The organism is Flavobacterium cerinum, assembly GCF_004028155.1.
GTDB lineage: Bacteria > Bacteroidota > Bacteroidia > Flavobacteriales > Flavobacteriaceae > Flavobacterium > Flavobacterium cerinum.
The window spans coordinates 196,400-221,184 of the sequence record NZ_SBII01000005.1 but is presented as its reverse complement, the minus strand read 5'-3'; the positions used below and the strand labels follow the sequence as shown (position 1 = coordinate 221,184).

Below are 24,785 nucleotides of genomic sequence, written 5' to 3'. Positions count from 1 at the left end.
CCAACTTAAAATTATTCCTCACTTTCAGTTTCTACTGCAAACTGCGAATAGTAAAGATTTTTATAATAACCTTCAATTCTATTAATCAGTTCATAATGTGTTCCTGATTCTACAATCTGTCCTTTATCCATTACTATTATCTTATCAGCATTTATAATTGTAGCCAGTCTGTGCGCAATGATAATAGAGGTTCTTCCTTTTGTAATAGTCTCAGTGGCTGTACGTATAAGATCTTCAGAATGCGTATCGATAGAAGATGTCGCTTCATCCAGAATAAGGATACTTGGATTACTTACAAATGCTCTTAAAAAAGCAATAAGCTGTCGCTGACCTGAAGAAAGCATAACTCCGCGCTCTTTTACATTATAATCATATCCTCCGGGTAAGCTCATGATAAAATCATGAACACCAATACTTTTTGCAGCATTGATTACCTGTTCACGACTAATTTGAGGATCGTTTAATGTTATGTTATTAAGGATGGTGTCGGCAAAAAGGAAAACATCCTGTAATACGACACCAATCTGCCTGCGGAGGCTGTCCAGTGTAAAGTCGTTAATATCTACACCATCTACAGTAATTTTACCGCTGTTTATTTCATAAAAACGATTCAGCAGGTTTATGATCGTCGATTTACCTGCTCCGGTAGAGCCTACAATAGCTATGGTTTGTCCGGCTTCAATTTTTAAATTAATACCTTTTATAATCTCTTCATCATCAATATAACTAAAACGAACATTTTGAAACTCAAGTTCTCCTTTAAAATGTCCGGCTTTTATATGTCCTGATTGCTGTATAAGTTCTTCCATTTCCAATAATTCAAAAACCCTGTCTGAAGCTACAATACCCTGCTGCATCTCATTGAATTTATCGGCTATTTGTCTAAGCGGATTGAAGAGCATACCAATAAACATAATAAAAGCAAACATCTGTCCAGGTTCAGCTAATGCATCGCCGTTAAGTATACTAATACTTGCATACCATATAACAAAACCTAAGGTTAATGAAGAAATGATGTCAGCGATAGGGAAGAAGATGGAGTTATAAAGAATATTCTTCTGCCATGCGTCGTTGTGCTTTTTGTTGATCTCCTTAAATTTTTCGTACTCAATGTCTTCACGATTGAATAGTTGTACTATTTTCATTCCTGTAAGACGCTCCTGTACAAAAGTATTTAAGTTGGCCACCTGAGCACGAACTTCTTCAAAAGCACCTTTCATTTTCTTTTGGAAAATACGGGTTGCATATACTAATATTGGCATTGCCAGCATTACGGCAAATGCAAGCTTCCAGTTCATATAGAACATTACGATAAGTATCACGAACATTTTTAGCAGGTCGCTAATGATCATGAACAATCCCTGGCTGAAGATCTTTGATATCGACTCAATATCAAATACAGTTCGGGTAACTAATCTTCCTACAGCTTCGTTATCGAAGAATTTCATTCGGAAACTGCTAATATGGTTAAAGAGTTTTTCCCTGATATCTTTGACAATATCCTGACCTAAAACATTTGCCCAGAACACAAAATAGAACTGCGATATAACCTCCATAACAAGCATAATGACCATTAGCATTATATAATACAAAAGCCCGGTATTGTTTTTAGGGATCAGGTATTCATCTACCGTTTTTTCTAAAAGGTAAGGACGTGCTGCAGCAAATATAGAGAGGCTTATTGCGAAAATAATAACCCAGGCGAAACGATTTTTATAAGGTTTTGCAAATTGCATTACCTTTTTAAATGATGAAGTTTTTTTGGCTTTCATAACAAATTTAATGGCTTAAAGGTACGGATAAATTACCTTGGTGAGGTATAATCCATGCGCAGGAACCGAAAATCCTGCTTTGTTTCTGTCACGGCTTTCAATGATTAATTTAAAATCATCAATACTTATTTTCCCAAGTCCAACACCAACCAGAGTACCTACAATTGCTCTTACCATATTGCGCAAAAAACGATCGGCCGTAATGGTAAAAACCAGTTTTGTACCATTTTGTTCCCAATGCGCTTCTTTAATGTCACAATTAAAGGTTTTTACATCGGTATGCACTTTCGAGAAGCATTGAAAATCGGTATAATTAAAAAGCAATTGGGCAGCTTCATTCATTTTTTCCACATCGAGCGGGAAGAAATTATACCAACTGCCTTCGTTATCAAAAGCATCTTTATAGGTATGAACATGATACTCGTAAGTACGACTCACAGCATCAAAACGGGCATGCGCATCATCCTGTAACGGAATGAAATTGTAAATAACAATATCCTTAGGTAAATAAGAATTGAGACGCTGCACCAGCTTCTTTACATCGGTAATTTGGTCGTGATCAAAATGGGCAAACATCTGTCGTGCATGTACACCGGTATCGGTACGTCCGGCGCCAACGACATTTATTTCTTTTTTTAGCAGAGTTGAGAGGGCTTTATTGAGTGTTTCCTGTACAGACGGGCTATGCGGCTGGAACTGCCATCCGCAATATTCTTTTCCATTATAAGCAAATTCTATAAAATACCTCAAAACGTAAGTTCAAAATTAAGAATACAAAGATACTACTTAAGTAACAAAGTTATAAAGTCCATTGCTGTAAAAGTTGCAGTATATACAGATACTGATGATGAAATTATTAGGATGGAGGTAAAAAACTTAGCAACTTTGTGTTTTAGAAACCCATCTACTTTACTAAATGAAAAAAATCCTTCTGTTATCAGATACCCACAGCCACATTGATGACACAATACTTAAATACGTGCGTCTTGCCGACGAAGTATGGCATGCAGGAGATATAGGTGATCTTTCTGTAACCGATGCCCTTAAAAAAGAAAAACTGCTAAGAGCTGTATATGGCAATATCGATAATAATGAAGCACGTATGGAATTTCCGTTAAACAATCGTTTTATGTGCGAAGGTGTTGATGTATGGATTACACATATTGGCGGTTACCCCGGCAAATACAATCAGGCTATTCGTGAAGAAATAACTCTTAATCCTCCAAAGTTATTCATCTGTGGACATTCACATATCCTGAAAGTGCAATTCGACCAAAAACTTGGTTTATTACATATGAATCCGGGAGCGGCAGGAGTAAGCGGTTTTCATCAGGTGCGTACTATGCTTCGTTTTGAGATTGAAGGAGATAAAATACAAAATCTTGAAGTTGTAGAAATAGGGAAGAGGGTTTAAACTTGATTTAGACAATAATTTCAGATATAAACAAAAAAAATCCGGGCTATATGGACCCGGATTTTCTACGCACTAATAAACTAAGTTTAGAGGTTTATCGTAAGCGGTCTACAGATTTTACGAGGTCCTCATCCTTCTTGATGGCTTTATTGGCTAAGCCAAGGAAAACGATAGAAACAATCGGGAGGATTACCCCAATACCCTTCTCTGAAACGATCTTTTCTGGATCGGTCTCTCCGGATAAATTAAATAGCCTGAATACAAATAACCCTAATAAAATTAAATTTAATATTATGTTCAGCCTGCCCATGACAAACTGGTTTTTTCTTTTCTTATAAGTAAGTATACTTATTACACTAAGTGTTGTACTAAAGGCAAACAACATAACAAAAGAAAGATCTCTTATGAAATAATAGTTTTCACCTGTTTTAGTAACCCATAATGGAAATGCAAACGGTAATATTCCGGTTGCTATAAAGGCTATTAATAAGTATATAGTTTGTATTCTTTGTAACATTGCTGCTTTATTTGCAGTACAAAAATATGTTTTCTTTTTAAAAAATACTATTGTACACTAAAAATAAATTTGTAATATTGCAATACAAAATCATAAGTACTTCATTCTGAAGTATAGTATTCCCAAAAAAAACTTACCCTTCGATCCATTTTGAATACACTATTTAATTTAACTAAAAATTATTCATGTTTGATATTTCCGAATTAAAAGAAATGAAGCTTCCTGAGCTTCAGGAAATTGCAAAAAAAGCAAAAATCAATAAATACAGAGGGCTTAAAAAAGACGAGCTAGTGTACCAAATACTAGATCATCAGGCAGCAAATCCTGCGATAATAAAACCCCTTTTTGAAGATGCTGCGCCAGTAGCTAACAAAGAAGAGTCTGAACTACCCGCAGAAAAAGCTAAAAGAATAAGAATTGCGCCGGATACTTTTAAAAAAGCACCAATTGTAAAAAAAGTACCTAAAAAAGAGCTTTTTGCACCACTGCCGGAAATTACTTTAATCGAAGATACTCCTACAGAAAAAGCTACTGAAGAAAAGGAAAAAACTTTTACCAAGATAAAACCTGAATTCACGAAGCCTGTTATAAGTAAAGAAGATACAACTAAGGAAAATATAAAAACTCCAACAGTTGAAACTGCAACAAACAAGATTACTCCTCAACCTAAAGAAGCTGACCAAGCAAAAGAAGATAGCAGGAGAAAAAATATACCGCTTAAGGATACTACTCAATCCAAGCCACAACCAGCCGGGTCTGAAATTAAACCAAACAACAGGCAGCAAAAGGCTCAAATTAGCGAAGAAGAAAGATTAGCACAGATTGAAAGAGCAAATGCAAACAATCCTAATCACCCAAGCTATAATAAGAACAATCAAAACAAAGAGAATATCCAAAATAACCCGGCTCCGGTTGCACCTCCTGTTGGAAATCAAAATCCGACTCACAGCAAAAAACAAAATTACCGCGAACCGGATTATGAGTTTGATGGTATAATTGAAAGTGAAGGTGTCCTTGAAATGATGCCGGACGGATATGGTTTCCTTCGTTCATCAGATTATAATTATCTGGCATCACCGGATGATATTTATTTATCAAACTCTCAAATACGTCTTTTCGGGTTAAAAACCGGAGATACAGTTAAAGGTGTTGTTCGCCCTCCAAAAGAAGGTGAAAAATATTTCCCTCTGGTAAAAGTGAATAAGATTAATGGACATGACCCACAAGTGGTTCGTGACAGGGTTTCATTTGAACACCTTACGCCATTATTCCCTGAAGAAAAATTTAATCTTGCCGACAGGCAGAGTACTATATCTACAAGGATTATCGATTTGTTTTCTCCAATAGGAAAAGGACAAAGAGGTATGATCGTAGCACAGCCAAAAACGGGTAAAACAATGCTTCTAAAAGATATTGCTAATTCTATTGCGGCAAATCATCCTGAAGTATATCTAATTGTATTATTAATTGACGAACGCCCTGAAGAGGTTACTGACATGCAGCGTAGTGTAAGGGGAGAAGTTATTGCTTCTACTTTTGATGAACCTGCAGAGCGTCACGTAAAAGTGGCTAATATAGTACTTGAAAAGGCAAAACGTCTTGTAGAATGTGGCCATGATGTAGTTATCTTATTAGACTCGATTACCCGTTTAGCAAGGGCTTACAATACAGTTCAGCCAGCATCAGGTAAAGTATTAAGTGGTGGTGTAGATGCCAATGCATTACAAAAACCAAAACGTTTCTTTGGTGCTGCCCGTAATATTGAAGGTGGAGGTTCATTAAGTATTATTGCTACTGCACTTACTGACACCGGTTCTAAAATGGATGAAGTTATCTTTGAAGAATTCAAAGGAACAGGTAACATGGAATTACAGCTTGATAGAAAAATCGCTAACAAACGTATATTCCCTGCTATCGATCTTACATCCTCAAGTACAAGAAGAGATGATCTATTGCTTGATGAAAAAACAATACAGCGTATGTGGATCATGAGGAAATACCTCGCTGATATGAATCCGGTTGAAGCTATGGATTTCATCAATGAACGCTTTAAAAAGACAAGAAACAATGAAGAGTTTCTTACCTCAATGAATGACTAAAACGAAATGTTTTTTATATGGAAAAGTCCCGCTATTGCGGGACTTTTTATTTTATTCTCCTTCTTCCTCATCACGATCTGCTTGTTTTTTCACAGCTCTTGGTGGAGCTTCAAGAAAATTATCAGAGCATAAATCATTGTAATACTCAACTATATCCTCAAGTGTTGCAATATTAAAAGTATTATTTTCAAGCCTTTCTACTATACCAGGACATTCATTAAAATAAGCAGCTATTTTTTTCTTGTTGCCTGTAAGCGTAGTCAGTTTTGTTTCTTTATCCCGTTTTACTTTTAAATATTTTGGTTCTGGTGTAATATGAGACGCTTCATCTGGATCTTTAGGTTTGCTATTCCATGCCGCAAGCGCATCAGCATATAGACTAACCTCACCTTTTATTATAAGTTCTAAAAGAGTAATTTCTGTGCCGTTACTATATTTTATCTCAATATATTCAAAAGTTCGAGGAGTATCAAAATCATGAAAAACTACTTTAGTTACAGTTTTTTGATCCCATACATCTGCCTTTTCATCTTTAGTAACTCTAAAAACTATTTTGTCCTGAGGAGCTCCATAAAATGAAGCTTTATCTAATTTCAATGTAGCATATCCTGAAATATCGGTTCCATCAAGAAAATAAAGAGTTGCATCATGTTCTTCCTGTGCAACTATAGGTAGTGAAAACAGAAATGATAGTACAAGTAGTAATAATTGCTTCATATTTAGTTTGGCTTAAAACAAATATAGTTTTATTCTTTAATCACCATTACAGATGCTTTAAATCCGGTGGCAAGATTCCATTGATTAGACATTAAAAGTTTCTCTTTATCATCATAGATAGCAAACTCGGCCGTATTAGGACCCGAGGTTCCCTGATTCATAGCTTCAAAATCAATTTTATTAAAACCGGGACTAAGCATGAGTTGTAAAGCCTTACTATTATTGGTAAGCGTGAATTCCTCAATCACTACACGATCGTTTATAAGAACCTTTATCCTGTCACCATCCTGAAAACCATAATCACTGGCAAGCACATTAAGGTATTGTGATTTTGTTGTAAGTTCTCCAAAAAATTGGTGACCGCGAAAAGCCACATTTGATTCTCCTTTAGAACGAACACTTGCATTTGCTTTATCTTCAAACTCAGCACCACGGCTAACAAAATCATTTTTCTTCTCCATACTTAAACCTTTCCCACCAAGATCATAGGACATAAAAGTCTTTTTTGGTTGAGCTACTTTAGATGGAGCCTCTGCTTTTGCCGGAGCTGTGGGGGCAATGGGAGTCTTACTTTTAGGTATAGCAATACCACCGGTAGGATTATCAACCTGAGCATATAAGCCTGTACCGGACAGTATAAAAAGTACTATAAAAATATATTTAATTCTATGCATTGCATTCATCATATATAGCAAAGTAACAAAAATTTTGCCAGTTTATACAAAACAGGACGGTTCGGTACAAATAGAACGTCTTATAAAACCTTTTATTTTATTTTTAACAGCACAATCTCAGTAAATACTACTTATGACGACCGGAGCGATTCTTTTCAGCATCCCAGTCATCGGTACTTTTTTTGCTGTCACGATCATCTTCATGGGTGATTTCTCCCGACTCAGAATAATGTGCATTATTACTTACATCATCGTCAGAATTGAGGGTCCCTTTTGGAGATTTTTTATTATTGCTCATAATTTCAGCTTTTTTGAATCTTAAAATTATAAACTATATTTTACGGATTAGTTAATTTGATGGTAAAACTTAATACAGGAGTTCTTCGACATTTTTCTTGATATTTTCGGAGATTTTGTCCAAAGGAAGATCATTAGGATCGTTACCAAACGGATCTTCAATCTCTTCTGCAATAAGCTCTAAACTGGCAAGCACGTAGAATATAAATACAACAACCGGAATCACATAATAACCCAGTTGGAACACATATCCAAAAGGAAGTGTCATCACATAGAAGAAAATGAATTTTTTAATAAAAGCACTATAAGAATAGGGGATAGGAGTGTTTTTGATACGCTCACAAGCCCCACAGATATCGGTAAAGGAATTCACTTCACTATTAAGTGTAATAAGCTGTTCACCGCTGATCTTACCCTGACGGTAGATTTCATTTAGCTTTGCCATGATCGTTTTAGCGATCTGGTTTGGCTTGTGTTTGTAGTGATCGGCAGAAAGGGTTGCATCATCAAAAAGTTCGTGACTGATGTCTTCATTTTTTAGGTGCAGGTTAAGCACCGAAGCATAGGCAGGAATAAGTTTCCTGAACGCTTCTTTATCCTCCTTATCATCCAGCATCACCGCCAGTTTCATGGATAGGTTTCTACTATTATTGACCAATGCGCCCCACATTTTACGGCCTTCCCACCAGCGGTCATAAGCTGTATTAGTTCTAAAAACCAGTAACAAAGAGATCACAAATCCAAGCATAGTATGCATTACGGTAATGTTCTTTATATGACTTTTATCCGAAAGCATCCAGTACTCCATTTCAAGGTAAGCAACACCACCTGAATAAGCCGCGATTGCTAACATTAAAGGGATAAGTTTCTTAAAAGTATCCCCACGGTGGAATTTAAATATAAACGAAAACCATTCTTTAGGATCGTATGAAGTCATATTGTATTTTGTTTATCTTTTTAAGATTTTATCTGATTATTTTTTAGTCGCTAATTGTCCACTTTTTGTCTCCGACATGCACTTTTTGTGTGGAATAATTCAATTTTTCAAACAAATGTAAATCAATACCTTACATACTGTAAAGAAGTAATCTTCCACTTTTAGTATATTTTGGATCGATCAATGGGTAATTACTCAAACAAATGTAAAAAAATCTCCCGCATATTTTTTCTAAAATTTTACTGCAAAAACCATTGCAGTAAAAAAAGTTAAAACGATAGTAACTTTGCAAAGCCAGTTTATGTACATTTAAGTCAAACCAAAACACATGCAGAAAACCATCGCCACGATCTTGTTCTTAGTTTTTTTAAATACCGCCTTTGGTCAGGATCGATTCGAAAAGCTCAGGATACAAATAAGCAATCTTAAAACACCGGAACAAATAAAAGAATTCTGGATAACAATTAACCAATTGGATCAGGATCCATCGGCTAGTGATACTCCCGATGTTACTTTACCGCTTTATAACCTCTATGCCGCAAGCCTGCTGATTGAAAAATTTGGTTATCCGACCAGTTCAGAATACGAATACCCTGCATATGTAACTCCCTGGTTGGTTTGGACACATACCGGAATACCCGAACTTGAAGAATATACTTTCCCAATTATCCTTAAAGGAAAAGAGTTAAACCAATTACCTCCGGATCGTTACCCAAACTATTTTGTAGGCGGATTTCTGTTTAGGAATTATGGTTTTGACATGGAATTCGATCCTGACTTTAACAGCGGTGACAATAGCATCATTTTGGAATGTCAAACGTTGTTTGAAAAAGCAAATCATACAGTAGATCCAAACAAAGTTTTATCTCTAGTAAAACAACATATAAAAACACTTAACTACAAAGATAAAAACACATTAGGTACTTGGAAATTTCTGGAGCACGGTGTCAAAAGAGCATTCACGATCGTGAAACGCGACGATAACGAATGGTATCTTAAAACCCAACTGGAAGGACGATCTCCTATGTATCAACGCCTCAGGAGTACAGATAAAACCCTAAAAAAATTCCAGTATCCGTCAGGCTTCAATATGTTCCATCTTACCATAAGCAGTGCAAATAAACTCCAGCTCCGCGACAAAAAAGGAAACATCAAAAAAGAATCAGAGTAATAATAAACAGCTTACTTCGACAAGCTCAGCATGACTGCTTATTTCAGATATTCCTATTATACGATTAAAAACCGTTCTGTCACCCTGAGCCTGTCGAAGGGCTTCACAACAAAATAAACAGCCCATTTCGGCAAGCTCAGCATGACTGTTTATTCTCATATATGTAAACATCATCATGCACCGTTCTGTAACGGTGAGCCTGTAGAAGCGCATTCCCATTGTCACCCTGAGCTAATCACAACAAAATAAACAGCCTACTTCGACAAGCTCAGCATGACTGTTTATTTTGTGTCACCCTGAGCATGTCGAAGGGCATTCAAAACAAAATATCGCACTGTTTTGTCATTCACAGCGTAGTGTAACAAACCCCGAGATTTCTCCACTATATCACTGGGGTTTTCTTAACATAAATCCCTGGTAAATAGAATTTTGATTATCGATTAACGGTATCTTTTAATCTTTATAAACCTGACTAACAATGCCTTACAGATAAATTCTTTCTATACATTTACACCTCTAAATGATTTAATATCGTTATCAGGGGCCAACGACCCAACGTCGGGGTATGTGTAAATGAAAAACGACATGAAATAAAAGAGTAGTCGAGGATCTGAAAATCGAAAGAGTAGGGCAACCAACTTTTAAATTAATCCAACATGAAAAATTTTATTAAAGCATTACTGGGCTTAGTCCTTTTTGCAGGGATCTTATATGCCTGTTCAGAAAATAGTGATGAAAAAGAAACGATAAAGCTAAAGTCAGACATGACTCCGTCTCCCGTAATAGATAACGCTACTATTGGTTATATGAACAATGGTACCTATGTACCCATAAGCCAGGCATTACTGGTGGGATATTGGAAATATAAACTCAACCTTCCGGCTGACACGAATTTTACCAACATTCATGTCATTGGTGGAACCTCAGAAACAGGACAGTTATCGTATACCGTAAGCGGCAGGAGTGAAAACGGAACAGTAAGTGTTACTTCTGTTCTTAAGCCCGTTGGCGAACCGGCAAACGCCATGTATATGATGGCAGGAGGTACGTGTTCGTGTGAAACAACGGCATGCTCCTGGTCCGGCTGCGATGCTCAGGCAAGCGGTAGTAGCTGTTATTGCACCTCTTGTTCGGGCGATTGCAAAAAAACATCAACCGTCGAAACCAATTTTGCCCGTGCATTCGCATATCTTAAAAGTATAGGAGTCGGCAAATGATTACTATAAAAATATCAGGAACCACTCAAATAAGCGGTTCCTGACTTCTATATAAAATAAATTAGGATTTCATAAAAATATTAAATTAAATCAATTCGATATGAAAAAAAATATTATTAAAGCAGTATTAAGCTTAGTGCTTTTTGCAGGTATTTTCTATGCCTGCTCTGAAAACAGTGACGAAAAAGAAACGATAAAGCTAAAATCAGACATGACTCCGTCACCTGTAATAGATAACGCTACTATCGGCTATTTAGGAAATGACGGAAATTTCACGCCTATAAATCAGGCATTGCTGGTGGGTTATTGGAAATATAAACATAACCTTCCTGAAGATACAACTTTCAGTAATGTTCAGATTTTAGGTGGCACTTCCGAAAACGGGACAGCAATATATGTAGTGACTGGCAGGAGTGATAATGGAGTCGTAAGCGCCACATCTGTTCTTAAACCCTTTGGTGGAGCCGGAAGCGGAATGTATTTAATGCAGGGGAGCACGTGCACATGCACATCTGTATCATGTGCCAGTGACACGGGCTGCCAGGCGAGTGCAACCAATGGCTGTGTTTGCAGCTCTTGTAGTGGCGACTGCAAAAAGATATCAACTGTCGAAACCAGTTTTGCCCGTGTGTTTGCTTATCTTAAAAGCATAGGTGTCGGAAAATAAATTAGTTAATAACATAAGCACGAAAAGCCACTTATTGAGTGGCTTTTTTTATGATTTTCACGTAACCCTAAGCCTGTCGAAGTGGACAGTTTATTCTCATAATCCGTAAACACCATCACACACCGTCCTGTCACCCTGAGCTTGTCAAAGGGCTTCACAACAAAATAAACAGCCTACTTCGACAGGCTCAGTATGACTATTTATTTTCATATATCCGTAAACACATCATGCACCGTCCTGTCACGCTGAGCCTGTCGAAGCGCATTTCGTCACCCTGAGCTTGTCGAAGGGCACTCACAACAAAATAAACAGCCCACTTCGACAAGCTCAGTATGACTGTTTATTTTGTGTCGCGCTGAGTCTGTCGAAGCGCATTCTAAATTAAAACTCATTTACTATATTTGAAAAAACAACAATAGTGAAACTTTTCTACGTATACATACTAAAATGCTCGGATGGCAGCTATTACACAGGGATAACAAATAACATTGACCAACGTGTAATGCAGCACAATGAAGGACTTTCCCATTCGGCATATACATATACGAGACGTCCGGTAGAGCTAATGTGGGTCGAAATGTTTACCGATCCAAATGAAGCAATAGCAATAGAAAAGAAGATTAAGGGATGGAGCAGACGCAAAAAAGAAGCCCTGATTAATGAGGATTGGGATAAGCTAATAGCCTTCTCAAAAAACCACACACAATTCGGGAAATAAACAGCCTATTTCGACAGGCTCAGCATGACTGTTTATTTCAGATATTCCTATTTGCGATGAAAAACTGTCCTGTCACGCTGAGCCTGTCGAAGCGCATTCCAATTGTCATGCTGAGCTTGCTGAAGGGTACTCCCAACAAAAATAAACAGCCCACTTCGACAGGCTCAGTATGACTGTTTATTCTCATATACGTAAATATCATTATGCACCGTCCTGTCACCCTGAGCTTGTCGAAGGGCTTCACAACAAAATAAACGTCTACTTCGACAAGCTCGGTATGACTATTTATTTCAGATATTCCTATTTGCGATGAAAAACTGTCCTGTCACGCTGAGCCTGTTGTAGGGTACTCACAACAAAATAAACAGCCCACTTCGACAGGCTCAGCATGACTGTTTATTCTCATATACGTAAACATCATTATGCACCGTTCTGTCACGCTGAGCCTGTCGAAGCGCATTCCCATTGTCACCCTGAGCTAATCACAACAAAATAAACAGCCTACTTCGACAAGCTCAGTATGACTGTTTATTTTCATATATCCGTAAACACCATCACACACCGTCCTGTCACCCTGAGCTTGCCGAAGGGCTTCACAACAAGATAAACAGCCCACTTCGACAGGCTCAGTATGACTATTTATTTCAGATATTCCTATTTGCGATGAAAAACCGTCCTGTCACCCTGAGCTTGTCGAAGGGTACTCCCAATAAAATAAACACCCTACTTCGACAAGCTCAGCATGACTGTTTATTTTGTGTCACCCTGAGCCTGTCGAAGAACTACAACCACCAAACTCCCGGCAGCCACCGCGCTGTTTTCTTCCAATGATCGGTATAGGCTTTACCGTAAATACCCATAAGGAACGGCTCCTTAAAATGAACCACATACAGGTGCGAGAACCGCGCCCAAACCACAAGCCAGATCAATAGGAAAGGCGACTGTAAGAACACGATCTCACCAAACAGAATAATATGCATAGAAAGCAGCATAGGGTGGAGGACAAACCGGTACGGACCTTTACACATAAAGTTTTGCGAACCCTCAAACGATAACAGCGCACCTTTTTTATATACCACCATAATAGCAATGCACCAAATGGCGAGCATAAGCCCAACATCTGCTATGATAATATCCAGAACAGGCAATGCATCGTGCTTAAAAACAGGAATGCCCCATTGATGTTGCAGCATTATAAAAAAGTAAGGAAATACATAGAAAACTCCCACAGATACTACTAATGAGTAAATGAGATTATCTAATCTTCTTCTTACAACCTTAAAATGTCTTGCAATCATATGCTAAAAGTAGAATTAAAATATTATATAGGCAAATTTGCCTACATAATATCCTATATCAATTCGCAATTTTGAGTGTGAAAAATAACGAAGACATATTATTTTTAAAAGCCTTAGGTCAAAAGATTAAAAAAATCAGAACCGAAAAAGGCTATACCCAAGCCCAACTTTCTGCTGATTTAGGTATGGAAATTTCTCAAATCAGTAGGATAGAAAGAGGTGTTGTAAATACTTCAGTACTCAATCTCAAAAAGATAGCAAGTCTTCTTAATGTCTCAATTAAAGATTTGTTTGGATCTCTTTAAAAGTTATTATCTATAAAGATTTTTAATAATTTAGGAATAATAATTTTTAAATTAATTAGGATAGAAAGAAGTGTTATAAATTCTAAATATCTAAGAATAGAGATTATACTTGCATAGGACTAAGCTTAAATATTAAAGGATAAAGAATGAAAAAACTATTACTTATTATGCTTGCTATCTCAGCCTTTTCTTATTCACAAACAAAAGAAGAGAGGCAGAAAATATTAGATAAGAAAAAAGCTATGGCTACATATAGTCCAAGAGATAGCCTAAATTATCCAGTAAAATATTGTTTATTAATGGCAACGTCTAAATTTTTGAGTCCGGATGTGGATTTAGAAATTGATTATGGGCAGGATGCTACATATTTTGAAGATAAAAAGATAAGAGATAGAAATGGGAAAAAAATACTTTTTAACTCTGTTATTGATGCTTTAAACTATATGAGCAGCATTGGTTGGGAATTTGTTAATGCATATGTTATTACAGTAGGGAACCAAAATGTTTATCATTATTTAATGAAAAATGAAAATGTTAACCCAGATTATATACCTAAAACTAAAAGGGATTTCAAACTAAACTAATTCTGAGAAGTATAATCATTAACAAAATATTCAATATTTTGATCTAAGAATCAAACATATATCACAAATGATAACGAATATTACAGCAACTTTTAAGTAGTAAAATTAAAAAAAAATTGATCATAGCTTTAAGAACAAGAGCGTCGGATTGTGGTTCTGAAGGTCGGGGGTTCGAGACCCCTCATTCACCCTGATTTTAAAGCCTCTCAGTAATGAGAGGCTTTTTTTATTGTATACGAAAATGTATACGATTTGAAAATAAAGAAAAGATATTCTAATTCAATCTCAAGAATTATAATGGAGATTTTCTAAACGTTGGCGCTATACTATTCGTTAATCAGCTGGGTAGTTCACAAAAACTAAGAATACTAACTCTTTTAATTAGGCGCCTTTCTAAATACTCAAAATAATCCCCTTTTTTAAGCTTTTAAATCCATAAGACTTAAAATTGTAGAATTTTATAACTCATTTGGCATTGTTTTGTGACAACATCAAATTCAAATTCCCTAATATTGACATTATATTTCTAGAGAGTAGAAATTATGCTGTGGGGGCAGGCTGCAATCTATATTTAAAATATAGGTTGCAGTTTTTTTTTAAAAAGTAAAAATTATTCGTCTTCTAAGAAATATTCTTTATTATTGTATTAATAATCAATAATAACCTACACTTTACTTATGAAAAGAATTTTTACTCTAGCAGCTGTTATGGCTTATAAAAATCTGATGCTGGATGATATTTAGCTCTGTTTTTTACCTGTTTAACTTTTGTCATTTTAGTGCCTCCAGATCTATTAATAAAATCAAGAAAATCTGTTAATGAAATTTTTATTGAACTATCTTTTTTTGCCATTATTAAATTATTATTTCAAATTAATATTTCTCATTATAAGGAATAACAAGTATTCAAAATTAATTTGAATTTAAATCACGTATAATTACCTGATTTTAAGCAACAAGTATAAATACATTTAGTACAAATAACAATAAGACCATACTTACGTACAGTCTTTATCATTTTAAAACTTCATAATTGATATACTCTAAGAAATATAATTCCAAATATTCTTCTTCTTACTCATTTCAATAAAAGCATGGCGTAAGGCAGCGTGCTCCGGTTTTTCCATTGGAGCATCATCTTTAAGAAGCTGTACCGCATGTTCGCGTGCCAGCATAAGTATATCGCGGTCACGCACCAGGTCGGCAATCTGCAGGTTTAGTACACCGCTTTGCTGCGTACCCATAATATCGCCCGGGCCGCGCAGTTTAAGGTCAACTTCGGCAATCTCAAAACCATCATTGGTTCGCACCATCGTTTCCAGTCGTGTTTTGCTATCGCTGCTCAGCTTGTGGCTTGTCATCATAATACAGTAGCTCTGGTCGGCACCACGGCCCACACGTCCGCGTAACTGGTGTAGCTGCGAAAGCCCAAAGCGTTCGGCACTTTCTATTACCATCACACTGGCATTAGGTACGTTAACACCTACCTCAATTACAGTAGTGGCCACCATCAGGTTGGTCTTTCCGGCAGCAAAACGGGTCATTTCGCTGTCCTTTTCGCTTGGTTTCATCTTACCGTGTACAATGCTCACACTATATTCGGGCAACGGGAAATCGCGAGAGATACTCTCGTAGCCATCCATCAGGTCTTTATAGTCCATCTTTTCGCTTTCCTGTATCAGCGGGTACACAATATAGATCTGGCGTCCTTTGGCAATCTCATCCTTAAGGAATTTCCAAACCTTTAGGCGGTTGCTGTCATAACAGTGTACCGTCTGTATCGGTTTACGCCCCGGCGGAAGCTCGTCTATAACAGAGATATCCAGATCGCCATACAAGCTCATGGCAAGCGTCCGCGGAATAGGGGTAGCGGTCATTACCAGTACGTGCGGCGGAATATCATTTTTACGCCACAGCTTACTGCGCTGTTCCACACCAAAACGGTGCTGCTCGTCAATAATGGCAAGCCCTAAATTCTTGAACTGCACCTTGTCTTCCAGTAGTGCGTGCGTTCCTATAATAATATGAAGTTCACCGCTTTCCAGTGCCTCATGTATAATTTTTCGTTCTGAAGTCTTAGTTGAACCCGTAAGTATCTTTATATTGATATTTAACGGTTTAGCTAATTCCGAAAGTCCTATAAAATGCTGATTCGCCAGGATCTCGGTAGGCGCCATCAAACACGCCTGAAAGCCGTTATCGAGTGCTAACAGCATACTCATTAATGCCACTATCGTTTTCCCCGAACCTACGTCTCCCTGTAACAAACGGTTCATTTGCGCGGGCTGACCCATATCATTCCGGATCTCTTTCAGCACCCTTTTTTGGGCACCCGTCAATTCAAACGGAAGGTGGTTCTGGTAGAAATTGGTAAAGTAATCGCCTACCTTATCAAACGGGTGGCCTTTTATCTTATGCTTACGGATAAGGTTCTTGGTAATTAACTGCAGCTGGATAAAGAACAGCTCTTCAAACTTTAGCCTGAACTGCGCCCGTGCCAGCAATTCCTGGCTTTTCGGGAAATGTACATTGAACAGGGCCGCATTTTTAGGGATCAGGTTCAGGTCTTTTATCAAATACCCCGGCAGGGTTTCGGTAAACAACGCCTGCGTCTCTAAAAATAACTGCTGCATGATCTTGTTAACCACCTTATTGGTAATACCGCGCTGTGTTAGCTTTTCGGTACTTGGGTAAATAGGCTGCATCGCACTGCGGAGGCTCTGCTCATGTTCAGCAAGGAGTTCCATCTCAGGATGCGCCATATTGAACACACCATTAAACGACGTGCATTTACCAAAGATCACATAAGGGGTATTGAGCTTTAAATTCTCACGTATCCATTTCTGCCCCTGGAACCAAACCAGTTCCATTTCGCCCGTACCATCGGTAAACGTAGCCACCATGCGGGTTCGTTTGTCGCCCACGGTCTTAATATTGATTACTTTTCCCACTACCTGAACCTCAGAACTGCTGTTCATCAGTTCGTTAATGCGGTAATAACGGGTACGGTCAATATAACGGTTAGGGAAGAGGTTAATGAGGTTGCCGTATTTATGAATGCCTAACTCCTTACGCAGCAGTTCGCCGCGCGCAGGTCCAACACCTTTAAGGTATTCAATAGGAGTTTCGAGTAGGTTATTCATTCAGGCTTTTACGTTAGGACTACGAAGGTAAGAAAGCAGAAGTAACTATCCAAAATTTGAAGCTGTTCCCGCTATCGCCTTTATCTCTGCGCTTCGCTGCGAGGATATCGGCTCTATCGGGGCTATGAAACTAAAAAACTGTTAATTTATTTGCGCAATCAAACGGTTGCCTATATATTTGCAACTGAATGATTGCTAGTTTAATTATGAGAAGAGATGTATTTCAGGCAATTGCCGACCCAACACGCAGGGCTATCCTGAGTTTACTGGCCCTAAATGCTATGACCCCAAATGCTATTGCCGAACATTTCGACAGCAGCAGGCAGGCCATATCAAAACATATTAAAATACTTTCTGAATGCCAATTGGTAAGTCAGAAACAAAACGGACGTGAAATATACTATCATTTTAATCCGGAAAAGATGAAAGAAGTAGACATGTGGATGGAGCAGTTCCGCGTACAGTGGGAAAGCCGCTTTGACCAACTGGACGAAATATTAAAACAACAAAACAATAAACAATTATGATCAACAAAGAAGCAGTCTTTACAAAAGACACAGAAAACAAAAGGCTTACGGTTGTAAGAGCTTTTGACGCTTCGGTAGAGCAGGTATGGAAAGCCTGGACTACCAGCGAAATACTGGACCTGTGGTGGGCACCAAAACCATACAGGGCAGAAACAAAATCAATGGATTTTAGTAATGGAGGTCAGTGGCTTTATGCTATGGTAAGTCCTGAAGGCGACAAATCGTGGTGCAGGGTAGACTACGGCATCATTGAACCGAACAAGAATATTCTTAGTGCTGTTATGTTTTGCGATGAAGACGGTATCGAAAATCTCGATTTCCCAAGAATGTACTGGAATCAGGCATTCAGTCAGACTGGAGATAGCACAACTGTAACTATGGATATCACTTTTGACAAACCTGAAGATATGGATATGTTCCTTAAACTTGGATTCCAGGAAGGCTTTACCGCCGGTCTTACCAATCTTGATGATTACCTGGCAAATCACTAAGAGTTCTATGATTTCTAAAAAGGTCTTTAAAATTTTAAAGACCTTTTTTTGTAGTTTTAATTGTAAATAATAAACGTACATTGTATGCATGACACATGCCAAATACGAACTGTCTGCCAATCCTGATTTTACTGTGTTCGAATTTACAAGTACTGGTAAGAACGGACCCATTCAAAAAGCAATTAAATATACTCAGACTCTAAATAAAGACGTGTATAACCTTGGCTTTGGCGATATCATTTCCAGTAATGAAACAACAGGCGAGGTAGAGATTGACGACATCGGAATAAGCAATAATGGCGATTTACAGCAGATTTTAACCACAGTGGCTTATTCTGCCTATGCTTTCACCGAACGTTACCCTAAAGCCCTGATTCTCTTTGGAAGCAGTGATAAAGCAAAAATCAGGTTATACCGCATCATGCTCTCTCATAATCTTGCCGAAATTTCCAAAACCTTTATCCTTTTCGGAGCAGTCCACAACAAGCAGGGACAACTCATCAATATACCTTTTGATCCTAATCAAGATGTAGAAGGTTATTTTGTGAGGAGAAAATAAGTTGTAATTATTCATTATTTGGTTCAGGTTTCACAACACTGCCTTCTTCAGGATACTGAATCATTCCTCTAAGCTCATCCACCCGTTTCTGATCGAATTTGGGCAGTTGGAGCTCACCATTTTCTTTCCATTTTTTAACGGTTTCCTCAGCCTGAGCAGTTTTTTCCTCAGAGTTACCGCCATCCCTTGCAAAATATATGGTTTGTGAAGGATAAGCGAGCCCGGTTCCGCTATTATCTATAATATCAAGTATTCGCAGTAATAAGTCTTCCTGTACTTCGTGTGAATCATCAACATTAGCAGCTTCAATATAAGCTGTCATTTCAACCTTAAGAGCATCGGCAGTAATCCCCTTAAAACGGACAATAGGCGAGGAGTTAACAACACTCGGGTGCGAATACAGCAGTGCCCGGAGCTCTACCAGTAAATACCGTAGCTGGTCAGGCGTAGTCTCCATTCTAAACGTAAGTATCGGGTTGAAAAGAAAGCGGTCACGGTGTGTGTAGTTCTCGATCTTACTCGCGGCAAATTCGGCATTCGGAATCGTAACAATGGTTCGTGCAGCTGTACGCAATGTGGTAGAACGCATGCCGATAGATTCAACTGTACCTTTAATGTCGCCTATACGGCAGTAATCGCCCACCCGTATCGGCTGATCCACGATCAATGAAACACTACCCACAAAGTTTTCCATAGTTTTTTGCGCTCCCAATGCCAGTGCAATACCTCCAATTCCCAGTGCAGCTATACCAGCAGTAACATCTACACCCACAGCTCCCAGTATTGCAATAATACCGATGATCACTATAGCTACTTTAGTAGTACGCCTTAAGAACAATATAACCGATATAGCCGAAATCCTTCCTCGCAGGGTCATCCTATCCCTACTATAGCTGCTTATAAAGTCAGTCAGCCTCCATAGCAGTATTAGAAAAGCAACAATGGCTATAGTAACAATTATTACACTAAAACGCTGCCTAACAATTATAGATATCCCTAAACGCTGGGTAAGTGCCACAAATACCAACACCCCCATATACAGTCGTGCAGGAAGTGTAAAAGCATCTATAATGGCTGAAATTTTCTCTGTATTTGCTTTCCGCCAGAAGCGCTGTATAAGGAAACCAATTAAAGAAATTATAGCCCAAGAAAGCATGTAGGCAACAAGTATCATTACAACGACAACAAACCAATGCCCAATTGGTACGCCAGCCATTTTACGTTCTTTCAGTACATCAGGCAATATCCTGTCCAGTATCGTTTCATCGCCAATAGTTGCATTTGCAATGGCGTTTACCGTTTCGTCAGAGAATTGCCATAGTGCCGGTTTGTTATCATCTTCCGTCTGGTTCTCTACATACAGGTTTATAAGTGTATTATTGGTCGTAATGGTTCCTACAAGATCGATCCCTGCCGCCAGTTCATCATCTGTACGCCCTGTTTCCTTATTGTTTATCATAGAAGGGGGCAGGATATCCCCATTTTGATCCAACAATCGCTGGAATGCCTGGGCAATACGAATCCGTTCTTTTACACTACGATACGAACGTTTGCTCAATACAAGATACTGGCTGGCACGTATATAGTTTTGCTCAGCAATGGCTTTTATAAAACCGTTTACAGTACCTTGGGGCGTATTCCTGCCTAGGGAATCAGCCGGAACTTTAGGAGCTTCTTCTGTAGTACTTTTTCCTGTACCCAGTAGTTGTGCTTTCACTGTTAGAGGCAATCCAATAAGCACTATGAAAAAGATGAAAGTGTATAATTTATGTTGTAATGAAGACAGCATAGATGTTGTTTTTAGGCATTTAGTTATAAATTTAAACAAAATCCGGGCGCTATGGTTTTTTCTTTAACGTTATGTTCTAAAAATAAACCATTGCCAGTGCTTTAGCAATTGTGTAGTTTTGTATAAACGTCCAAATCAAAAAATGAAATATCTTTTTTTCCTTCTTATACCTATACTTGCTGCAGCACAGCAAACTAAAAAGGTCGACTTTAAAACTGCTAATGCCTATCTTACATTCGATGTGCCTCATAAAAAAGTAATGGGTAAGGTGGTATACGACTTTGAAGTACTGGACAAAAAAACAGATACTATTACCATAGATGCCCGCAATATGCAGTTTAAAGATATTAGGATTAATGGTAAAAAAGCAAAATACATTGTCACGACTAAAGCTTTGAAACTCTACAATGGTTTTAAAAAAGGAAATAACACGCTGGAATTCGCTTATGAAGCACAGCCCAAACAAACCATGTATTTTGTAAATGAGGATAATGCAGTCCAGATATGGACGCAAGGACAGGGTAAATATACCAGTCACTGGCTCCCTAGTTTTGATGACGTAAACGAGAAGGTGATCTTTAATCTGTCGGCTGTTTTTGATGGCGGATATACTGTACTTTCTAATGGAACGCTTAAAAGGATGTCTAACGAAAACGGACAGAAAAAATGGGAATATGAAATGGATGACCCCATGAGCAGTTATCTTGTTATGCTTGCCATTGGCAGGTTTAGTAAAAGAGAAGAAACGGCTGCTTCGGGCACACCTTTGGAATTTTACCTGCGAAAAGATGAGAGTTCTGATAAATTCGAACCGACTTATCGTTACAGTAGGGAGATCTTTAATTTTTTCGAGCAGGAAATAGGCGTGAAGTACCCATGGAAAATATACCGACAGGTTCCGGTACTGGACTTTTTATATGCCGGCATGGAGAATACTACTTCTACTATTTTTTCGCAGGATTTCGTAGTCGATCCTATCGGGTTTAACGACCGTACGTACATTAATGTTAATGCACACGAACTTGCCCACCAGTGGTTTGGCGATATTGTTACGGCAGAATCAGGTACGCACCATTGGCTGCAGGAAGGATTTGCAACCTATTACGCCTTATTGGCTGAACAGAAAATCTATGGCGACGATCATTTTTACCATGAATTATATGACATAGCCGAACGTTTACAGCAGGCCTCTAAAACTGATACTATTCCTATAATGAACGAAAAAGCAAGTTCGCTATCATTCTACCAAAAAGGAGCATGGGCACTACATGTACTTCGTGAGGGTGTTGGACATGATAAATTCCGTACTGCTGTAAAAAACTATTTAGAAAAATACGCATTCAAAAATGTAAATACCGACCAGTTCTTAGCGGAGATCAATAAAGTATCTGATTACGATACCAATTCTTTTAAGAAAAGATGGCTGGAAAAAGGAGGTTTTGAAGTTCAGGAAGCCATAGAACTAATTAAAAAGAACACTTCTATGACGCTATATCTTGAAATGGGCGAGTTGCAGGACAATCCTTTTAAAGAGAAAAAAGAAATGTTCATGAAGCTGATGGAGTCAGATGCTTTTTATGCCATTAAAGAAGAAGCTATTTTCCAAACTGCCGAAGTTCCCTTCACCGAAAAAGCAGATTTTGTACGTTTAGCCTTGAAAAGTAAAGACCTTCGTCTTCGACAGGCAGTTGCAAGAACAGTTACTAAATTTCCTGTAGATTTTATAGAAGAATACAAAACCCTATTATTTGATGACTCTTATATTACCCGTGAAGTTGCTATAAATATCCTATGCCGAAACTTTCCTGAAAGGCAGGGTGAATTCCTCGATATTGGTAAAGACTGGGTTGGCTTTAACGATAAAAACTTGAAGATACTTTTGCTTACGCTAGCCTATGTTGCAAAAAACTACCGTCCGGCTGATAAAGAGAAGTTTTATGAAGAACTGCAAGGTTATGCAGCACCTGAATATGAAAGCAGTGTACGCACAAATGCATTGGCAAACCTGTTATATTTAGGCAAACCCGATCCTGTGATTTTGCGAAATCTTGTTAACGCAACCCTTCACCACAAATGGCAGTTTGTAAAATTCGGAAAAGACAATATCAGGAAACTTTTAAAGAAAGAGGGATACCGCCAGCAGTTTGAAAATTTATTGCCAACATTAACAGAAGCCGAAAAGAAAAAACTGGAAGCCTTACTCGCTGAAAAATAGATATTGACTAAACAGGTATCAGGTCACAAAACCAAAATTTAGATTTATATCCGTTGGTATCATATTCCCTAAGGACTATTTCCCCTTTGCTAAAGACAACAGGCTGTTTAAAATAGGGACCATCATAGCAAAAGGTATGGAACTCTCCATTCTCACCACAAATGTCAACATTTCCGGGAAGATCAGCTATAAATTGATGATCAATTATACGTCCAACAAACGAGCTGTCCAGTTTACTGCCGTCTACACAAACCGTAATAGCTTTAAATCCAAGGTTAATAAATTCTGTCAGCAATTCTTTGGTATCTTTTTTCCATAATGGAAATACCGTTTTAATCCCAAAAGGGGCAAGCTGTTTTTCACGATACGCTTTAAGATCTTCGAGAAAAATATCTCCAAAAGCAGCACATTTATAGCCTTCAGATAATAGCTCATTTACTTTATCCGTCATTAACGTCTCATACTCCGTATTTGTAGGCTGTTCTGGGAGTTCAATGGTTTTTGATGGAATTCCAATGAAATTTATCTGTTGTTCGAGCAGTTCCTTTCTTAATCCGTGCATACTCACCCTGTTGTAATGAGCATTTACCGAAGTAAACAGGCAGTCAACACTGTAATTGGTATTCTGTAAAAGATAGTATAGCGCTAAAGCACTGTCTTTACCTGTACTCCAGTTGAAATACGCTTTTATGGGTTGGGTTTGCATCAGTAATCAATATTGAATTGCAAACTTAAGGAAATACCGCTTTTATTTGAATACAGACACTTCAATAAAACTATCGGTAAACCAATTTTATCTTTAAAGGTTCTCCGGTACCTCTAATAGTTTCATCATAAGCAATCATACATATTTACCATTAGTTATAATTAAATATAACTAGGGAGTTTGCATAATACGTAAAGACATATAGAAATGTCTTCATATTATTTTAAAGTTTATATAAAACCAAAAAAAACTTTAATCATAATACAAAAAAGCACCTCAAAAGAGATGCTTTTCAATATTTTATAACCTGTATTAATCTTCTTTCCAAAGACCTGACACTTCATTTTTTAGATGGGCAATAGCAACGCTGCTTGGAGTCTGCCTGTCAAAAAGACCACTCAATACTGTTTCACGAAGTTCCTGTGCTGTAGTAACTTTCGGATCCAGATTCGTTTTACGGATCATTTGTATCGTTGCGTTTTTAGCTGTAGTAATAATATCCCAGCTCTCCGATGAAACATAGATTTGCTGTGCAAGGTTATGCTCATATTCTACCTCGATCTGCGAAACCAAATACTCTTCATAATCAAACTTATTGGATGATTGCGGAGTAATACGTATAAGTAATTTGGCAGGGTTTATCCTTTCCAGGAAAAGAGTAAGGCGTTCATAAGCCTGAAGGCGCAATGGTAATGCATTTTTCTGCGCTTCTTTATGTATCAGGTAACGGCGGCGTCCTTCCTCATTTTTAGTATGCATGTTAAAAAAATAATAGGCAACTCCACCGGTTATAAGGGCAGGAAGGGTATAAAAAGCAAGTTCGATTAGTTTATTAGTATCCATATATAATAGTTGATAGATGTTAGCTGTAACGTTGTTGAGGCATCACAAATTGTAAAAAGCGAAAATAAGGAAATAAGTTTTTTATCACACAGCATCTAAAAATAATTTTACAATTATATTTGATAT

26 protein-coding genes are annotated in these 24,785 nt (G+C 37.7%); 12 read left to right on the top strand and 14 right to left on the bottom strand.

Annotation, left to right across the window (positions count from 1 at the left end):
- Nucleotides 1-11: 11 nt before the first annotated feature.
- Nucleotides 12-1,772, bottom strand: a complete 1,761-nt coding sequence (locus tag EPI11_RS09650; RefSeq protein ID WP_128389758.1) for an ABC transporter ATP-binding protein — start codon at nt 1,770-1,772, stop codon at nt 12-14.
- Between the two features lie 15 nt (nt 1,773-1,787).
- On the bottom strand, nt 1,788-2,522 hold the full coding sequence (truA, locus tag EPI11_RS09645) for a tRNA pseudouridine(38-40) synthase TruA (protein ID WP_128389757.1): 735 nt from the start codon (nt 2,520-2,522) through the stop codon (nt 1,788-1,790).
- Between the two features lie 166 nt (nt 2,523-2,688).
- On the opposite strand from truA, the gene EPI11_RS09640 reads away from it, so the two are divergent.
- Nucleotides 2,689-3,186, top strand: coding sequence for a metallophosphoesterase family protein (locus EPI11_RS09640; RefSeq protein WP_128389756.1), 498 nt, complete (start codon nt 2,689-2,691; stop codon nt 3,184-3,186).
- 94 nt (nt 3,187-3,280) lie between these two features.
- On the opposite strand, the gene EPI11_RS09635 is transcribed toward EPI11_RS09640, so the two are convergent.
- Nucleotides 3,281-3,703, bottom strand: coding sequence for a DUF4293 domain-containing protein (locus EPI11_RS09635; protein ID WP_128389755.1), 423 nt, complete (start codon nt 3,701-3,703; stop codon nt 3,281-3,283).
- Nucleotides 3,704-3,888: 185 nt separating this feature from the next.
- Here EPI11_RS09635 and rho point away from each other — a divergent pair, with 185 nt between their 5' ends.
- Nucleotides 3,889-5,802, top strand: a complete 1,914-nt coding sequence (rho, locus tag EPI11_RS09630) for a transcription termination factor Rho (RefSeq protein ID WP_128389754.1) — start codon at nt 3,889-3,891, stop codon at nt 5,800-5,802.
- Nucleotides 5,803-5,853: 51 nt separating this feature from the next.
- Here rho and EPI11_RS09625 read toward each other — a convergent pair whose 3' ends face one another.
- The 4 genes from EPI11_RS09625 to EPI11_RS09615 all read right to left on the bottom strand — a co-directional run bounded on the left by EPI11_RS09625 (nt 5,854) and on the right by EPI11_RS09615 (nt 8,427).
- On the bottom strand, nt 5,854-6,519 hold the full coding sequence (locus EPI11_RS09625; protein WP_128389753.1) for a hypothetical protein: 666 nt from the start codon (nt 6,517-6,519) through the stop codon (nt 5,854-5,856).
- Between the two features lie 29 nt (nt 6,520-6,548).
- Nucleotides 6,549-7,193: a hypothetical protein gene (locus EPI11_RS09620; protein WP_128389752.1), complete on the bottom strand. Its 645-nt coding sequence runs from the start codon at nt 7,191-7,193 to the stop codon at nt 6,549-6,551.
- 127 nt (nt 7,194-7,320) lie between these two features.
- The gene (locus tag EPI11_RS18975; RefSeq protein ID WP_164879144.1) at nt 7,321-7,491 is read right to left on the bottom strand and encodes a hypothetical protein; all 171 of its coding nucleotides are present in this window, start codon (nt 7,489-7,491) and stop codon (nt 7,321-7,323) included.
- Nucleotides 7,492-7,560: 69 nt separating this feature from the next.
- Entirely contained in the window at nt 7,561-8,427 is an 867-nt protein-coding gene (locus tag EPI11_RS09615) for a bestrophin family protein (RefSeq protein WP_128389751.1), read from the bottom strand.
- Between the two features lie 328 nt (nt 8,428-8,755).
- Between EPI11_RS09615 and EPI11_RS09610 the strand changes: the two genes are divergently transcribed.
- Nucleotides 8,756-9,598 carry a hypothetical protein gene (locus tag EPI11_RS09610; RefSeq protein ID WP_128389750.1) on the top strand — a complete coding sequence of 281 codons (843 nt, stop codon included), beginning with the start codon at nt 8,756-8,758 and terminating at the stop codon, nt 9,596-9,598.
- Here EPI11_RS09610 and EPI11_RS19090 read toward each other — a convergent pair.
- A complete protein-coding gene (locus EPI11_RS19090) occupies nt 9,590-9,775 on the bottom strand; it encodes a hypothetical protein (protein WP_206619107.1) in 186 nt (61 codons plus the stop codon). The genes EPI11_RS09610 and EPI11_RS19090 overlap by 9 nt on opposite strands.
- Before the next feature lie 479 nt (nt 9,776-10,254).
- Here EPI11_RS19090 and EPI11_RS09605 point away from each other — a divergent pair, with 479 nt between their 5' ends.
- From EPI11_RS09605 to EPI11_RS09595, 3 genes are all read left to right on the top strand, one after another.
- Nucleotides 10,255-10,815 carry a hypothetical protein gene (locus tag EPI11_RS09605; RefSeq protein ID WP_128389749.1) on the top strand — a complete coding sequence of 187 codons (561 nt, stop codon included), beginning with the start codon at nt 10,255-10,257 and terminating at the stop codon, nt 10,813-10,815.
- Between the two features lie 100 nt (nt 10,816-10,915).
- Entirely contained in the window at nt 10,916-11,482 is a 567-nt protein-coding gene (locus EPI11_RS09600) for a hypothetical protein (protein WP_128389748.1), read from the top strand.
- A 418-nt stretch (nt 11,483-11,900) separates the two neighbouring features.
- A complete protein-coding gene (locus EPI11_RS09595) occupies nt 11,901-12,200 on the top strand; it encodes a GIY-YIG nuclease family protein (protein ID WP_128389747.1) in 300 nt (99 codons plus the stop codon).
- 782 nt (nt 12,201-12,982) lie between these two features.
- Here EPI11_RS09595 and EPI11_RS09590 read toward each other — a convergent pair.
- A complete protein-coding gene (locus EPI11_RS09590) occupies nt 12,983-13,498 on the bottom strand; it encodes a methyltransferase family protein (protein WP_128389746.1) in 516 nt (171 codons plus the stop codon).
- A 77-nt stretch (nt 13,499-13,575) separates the two neighbouring features.
- Between EPI11_RS09590 and EPI11_RS09585 the strand changes: the two genes are divergently transcribed.
- Both EPI11_RS09585 and EPI11_RS09580 read left to right on the top strand, forming a co-directional pair.
- The gene (locus EPI11_RS09585) at nt 13,576-13,803 is read left to right on the top strand and encodes a helix-turn-helix domain-containing protein (protein WP_164879143.1); all 228 of its coding nucleotides are present in this window, start codon (nt 13,576-13,578) and stop codon (nt 13,801-13,803) included.
- 146 nt (nt 13,804-13,949) lie between these two features.
- A complete protein-coding gene (locus tag EPI11_RS09580) occupies nt 13,950-14,387 on the top strand; it encodes a hypothetical protein (protein ID WP_128389744.1) in 438 nt (145 codons plus the stop codon).
- 705 nt (nt 14,388-15,092) lie between these two features.
- Here the strand turns inward: EPI11_RS09580 and EPI11_RS18970 are convergent.
- Nucleotides 15,093-15,239, bottom strand: coding sequence for a hypothetical protein (locus tag EPI11_RS18970; protein WP_164879142.1), 147 nt, complete (start codon nt 15,237-15,239; stop codon nt 15,093-15,095).
- 190 nt (nt 15,240-15,429) lie between these two features.
- Nucleotides 15,430-17,529, bottom strand: coding sequence for an ATP-dependent DNA helicase RecG (gene recG, locus EPI11_RS09575; RefSeq protein WP_128389743.1), 2,100 nt, complete (start codon nt 17,527-17,529; stop codon nt 15,430-15,432).
- 206 nt (nt 17,530-17,735) lie between these two features.
- Between recG and EPI11_RS09570 the strand changes: the two genes are divergently transcribed.
- From EPI11_RS09570 to EPI11_RS09560, 3 genes are all read left to right on the top strand, one after another.
- On the top strand, nt 17,736-18,056 hold the full coding sequence (locus EPI11_RS09570) for an ArsR/SmtB family transcription factor (protein WP_128389742.1): 321 nt from the start codon (nt 17,736-17,738) through the stop codon (nt 18,054-18,056).
- Nucleotides 18,053-18,547: an SRPBCC family protein gene (locus EPI11_RS09565; RefSeq protein WP_128389741.1), complete on the top strand. Its 495-nt coding sequence runs from the start codon at nt 18,053-18,055 to the stop codon at nt 18,545-18,547. Before EPI11_RS09570 ends, EPI11_RS09565 begins: the two co-directional genes overlap by 4 nt.
- Before the next feature lie 88 nt (nt 18,548-18,635).
- Nucleotides 18,636-19,106, top strand: a complete 471-nt coding sequence (locus tag EPI11_RS09560; RefSeq protein WP_128389740.1) for a DUF6934 family protein — start codon at nt 18,636-18,638, stop codon at nt 19,104-19,106.
- A 7-nt stretch (nt 19,107-19,113) separates the two neighbouring features.
- Here the strand turns inward: EPI11_RS09560 and EPI11_RS09555 are convergent, their stop codons facing one another.
- Entirely contained in the window at nt 19,114-20,895 is a 1,782-nt protein-coding gene (locus EPI11_RS09555; protein ID WP_128389739.1) for a mechanosensitive ion channel family protein, read from the bottom strand.
- Nucleotides 20,896-21,037: 142 nt separating this feature from the next.
- Here EPI11_RS09555 and EPI11_RS09550 point away from each other — a divergent pair, with 142 nt between their 5' ends.
- Nucleotides 21,038-23,110 carry a M1 family metallopeptidase gene (locus tag EPI11_RS09550; RefSeq protein WP_128389738.1) on the top strand — a complete coding sequence of 691 codons (2,073 nt, stop codon included), beginning with the start codon at nt 21,038-21,040 and terminating at the stop codon, nt 23,108-23,110.
- 7 nt (nt 23,111-23,117) lie between these two features.
- Here the strand turns inward: EPI11_RS09550 and EPI11_RS09545 are convergent, their stop codons facing one another.
- Nucleotides 23,118-23,816 (bottom strand): adenine nucleotide alpha hydrolase, encoded by a 699-nt coding sequence (locus EPI11_RS09545; protein ID WP_128389737.1) that lies wholly within the window; start codon nt 23,814-23,816, stop codon nt 23,118-23,120.
- A gap of 312 nt (nt 23,817-24,128) precedes the next feature.
- The gene (locus EPI11_RS09540) at nt 24,129-24,659 is read right to left on the bottom strand and encodes a DUF7935 family protein (RefSeq protein WP_128389736.1); all 531 of its coding nucleotides are present in this window, start codon (nt 24,657-24,659) and stop codon (nt 24,129-24,131) included.
- Nucleotides 24,660-24,785 lie beyond the last annotated feature (126 nt).